Source organism: Streptomyces niveiscabiei, from assembly GCF_001419795.1.
Taxonomy (GTDB): Bacteria; Actinomycetota; Actinomycetes; order Streptomycetales; family Streptomycetaceae; genus Streptomyces; species Streptomyces niveiscabiei.
Genome location: NZ_LIRL01000998.1, coordinates 1 through 2,970, shown reverse-complemented (window position 1 = coordinate 2,970; position 2,970 = coordinate 1). Strand labels below are relative to the sequence as shown.

The window sequence follows — 2,970 nt, the reverse complement described above, 5'->3', positions numbered from 1 at the left end:
GGCTGCCGTCGATGCGGGCGCGCGCCGCCGCCAGGCCCGGGAGGGCGCTGTCACGGAGGTTCACGTACTGCAACTGGGCGCCCGCATCGACGGCAGCCTGCGTCTGACCCGGTGCCGTATCTCCGGCCCGGTCCGCCTGGGCGGCACCCAGATCGCGGGCGCGCTCTTCCTGGACCACGCCGAAGTCACCGGTGACGACAGCGGGTTGCCGGCGCTGGGCCTCAACCAGCTCTCCGTGGACGACGACCTGTGCGCGAGGGGCCTGAAGGCGCGGGGCATGATCCGCCTGGACGGCGCCCGGGTCACCGGCTCGGTCGACCTGGAGGACGCGGACCTCGCCCACCCGGGCGCGAACGTCGTCCAGGCCGAGACGATGGAGGTGGGCGCCAACATCGTCGCCCGCCGCCTGCGCGCTCAGGGCCGTATCGACCTGCGCGGCGCCCGCGTACCGGGCCGGATCGACCTCCTCGACTGCACGCTGTCGAACCCCGGCGGGACGGCGCTGCGCGCGAGCAGTTGCGTGATCGGCGAGCTGTGGCTGCGCAGGGGCGCCCCGATCGAGGGGATGCTGAACCTCCGGGCCACGGAGATAGGCCAGTTGAACCTGTCCCCGGAGAAACTCCCGGACCAGGTGCGCCTGTTGGACCTGACGTACACGTTCCTGACCCCGCACGCCCCGGCGGAGTCCCGCCTTCCGATGCTGGACCGCGACGACTCGTTCACGCCGTTCGACCCGCACGCGTACGAGCAGCTGACCGCCGCCTACCGCAGGACCGGCGACGACACCTCGGCCCGCCTGGTCCAGCTCGCCAAACAGCGCCGCCACCGCCGCACCCTCCCCTGGTACGGCCGCCTCTGGGGCCACGTCCAGGACACGACGGTCGGCTACGGCTTCCGCCCCCTGCGCGCGGGCGGCTGGCTCCTCTCCCTCCTGGCGATCGGCTCGATCACGTTCGCCCTCCACCACCCGGCGCCCCTGAAGCCCGCCGAGTCCCCGGACTTCAACCCCGTCTTCTACACCCTGGACCTGCTCCTCCCGGTCATCTCCTTCGGCCAGGAGGGCGCGTTCAAGCCGGCGGGCGTCTACCAGACCCTGTCGTACGTCCTGATCGTGACGGGCTGGATCCTGGCGACGACGGTGGTCACGGGCATCACGCGGACGGTGAGCCGGCAGTAGGCAGCCCCGCCAGCTCCCCGATGTCCGCCAGCATCCGGGCGCTGTCCGGCTCCCGCCCCGTGAACAGGCGGAACGCGTCGGCGGCCTGGAAGACGGCCATGCCGCCCCCGTCGAGGGTCGCGCAGCCCAACTCTCGGGCGACGCGAAGGAGTTCCGTCTCCAGCGGGCGGTACACCACCTCGGCGACCCACAACTCGGCGCGCAACAGCGCGGCGGGCAGCGGCAGTCCGGGATGCGCGGCCATCCCCGTGGGCGTCGCGTGGACCAGCCCGTCGGCGTCGGCGAGGAGCGCGGGCAGCGCGTCCGGGGTCGCGTACGCCGCGCGGCCCGCGCCGAAGTGGCCGTTCAGGGCGGAGGCCAGAGCGGCGGCGCGTTCCGGTACCGCGTCCACGACCGTCACCGTCCCCGCGCCCAGCGTCAGCGCGGCATGCGCGACGGCGGCCCCCGCACCGCCCGCGCCCAGTTGCACGACCCGCTCCAGCGGCACGTCCGGCAGCCCCCGCGCGAAGGACGCCGCGAACCCGGTGACGTCCGTGTTGTGGCCCACCGCCCGCCCGTCCTCCCCGAAGACGACCGTGTTGACCGCGCCCAGCGCCTCGGCCTGCGGCGACAGGGCGTCCAGGTGATCCAGCACGACCTGCTTGCAGGGATGCGTGACGTTCAGCCCGTCGAACCCGAGGTCCCGCGCCGCGCGCACCAGCTCCCCCACCGCCTCGGGACCCGCACCGAGCACGTCGAGGTCGATCAGCCGGTACAGGTACCGCAGGTCCTGCCGGTCCGCCTCGCGTTCGTGCAGCGCGGGGCTGAGGGACGGGCCGATCCCGGAGCCGATCAGTCCGACGAGATACGAGTCCTTGGCCACGCGGACCTCCTGAGCGGTCACCGTAATGTACGAACCAGTACGTTAGCTATATCAGCCGGACGCCTCCGCCGGGAACCCCCACCTCCCCGCCTTCTACAATCTGCGCACTGTCCGCACTCCCGAAGGACTCCGATGACCAGCGTCGACGAACCAGCACGCCCCGGCGGACGGATCCGCGACGCGGCCCGCACCCGGGCGGAGATCCTCGACGTGGCCACCCAGGAATTCGCGCGGGCGGGCTACGACGGCGCCCGCGTCGACGAGATCGCGGCCCGCACCCGCACCACGAAGCGGATGATCTACTACTACTTCGGCGGCAAGGAGCAGCTGTTCACGGCGGTCCTGGAGCGCGCGTACGGCGTGATCCGCGAGGCCGAACAGCGCCTGGACGTCGACCACCTGGACCCGGTCGCGGCCATCCGCCGGCTCGCGGAGGTGACGTTCGACCACCACGAGGCCCACCCCGACTTCATCCGCCTGGTGACGATCGAGAACATCCACGGCGCGGAGCACATCGCGGCGTCCGAGAAGCTCGGCCGCATGGGCTCCCCGGCGCTCGACGTGATCCGCCGCATCCTCGCCGCCGGGCAGCGGTCGGGCCTGTTCACGGCGGACGTCGACGCCGTCGACCTGCACGCGATGATCAGCTCGTTCTGCTTCTTCCGGGTCGCCAACCGGCACACGTTCGGCGCCCTGTTCGGCCGCGACCTGCTCGACCCCGGGCAGCGCGAGCAGTACCGGGTGATGCTCGGCGACATGGTGATCGCGTACCTGACGGCGGAACGCGCGGCGGACTGACGGCCGTCGGGAACTGTCCGCGCGACCTCTTGACACGGGGGAAACCTCGGCGCAACATCCCTTCCCACCGAGACTAACTACCCAGTGGGTTAATTAAGCGCCCCACAAGCACCCCACAAGCGCCCACCAGCGC

Annotated in this window: 3 protein-coding genes; 2 read left to right on the top strand and 1 reads right to left on the bottom strand. The window is 72.1% G+C overall.

The window, feature by feature from the left end; translation table 11 throughout:
* Window positions 1–1,177, top strand: a 1,177-nt coding sequence (locus tag AOK24_RS38630; RefSeq protein ID WP_240554325.1) for a membrane-associated oxidoreductase, incomplete at its 5' end; no start/stop codon positions are given.
* Here the strand turns inward: AOK24_RS38630 and AOK24_RS38625 are convergent.
* On the bottom strand, window positions 1,152–2,039 hold the full coding sequence (locus AOK24_RS38625) for a shikimate dehydrogenase (RefSeq protein WP_055724604.1): 888 nt from the start codon (window positions 2,037–2,039) through the stop codon (window positions 1,152–1,154). The genes AOK24_RS38630 and AOK24_RS38625 overlap by 26 nt on opposite strands.
* A gap of 132 nt (window positions 2,040–2,171) precedes the next feature.
* Between AOK24_RS38625 and AOK24_RS38620 the strand changes: the two genes are divergently transcribed.
* Window positions 2,172–2,837, top strand: a complete 666-nt coding sequence (locus AOK24_RS38620; protein ID WP_055724603.1) for a TetR/AcrR family transcriptional regulator — start codon at window positions 2,172–2,174, stop codon at window positions 2,835–2,837.
* Window positions 2,838–2,970: the final 133 nt, after the last annotated feature.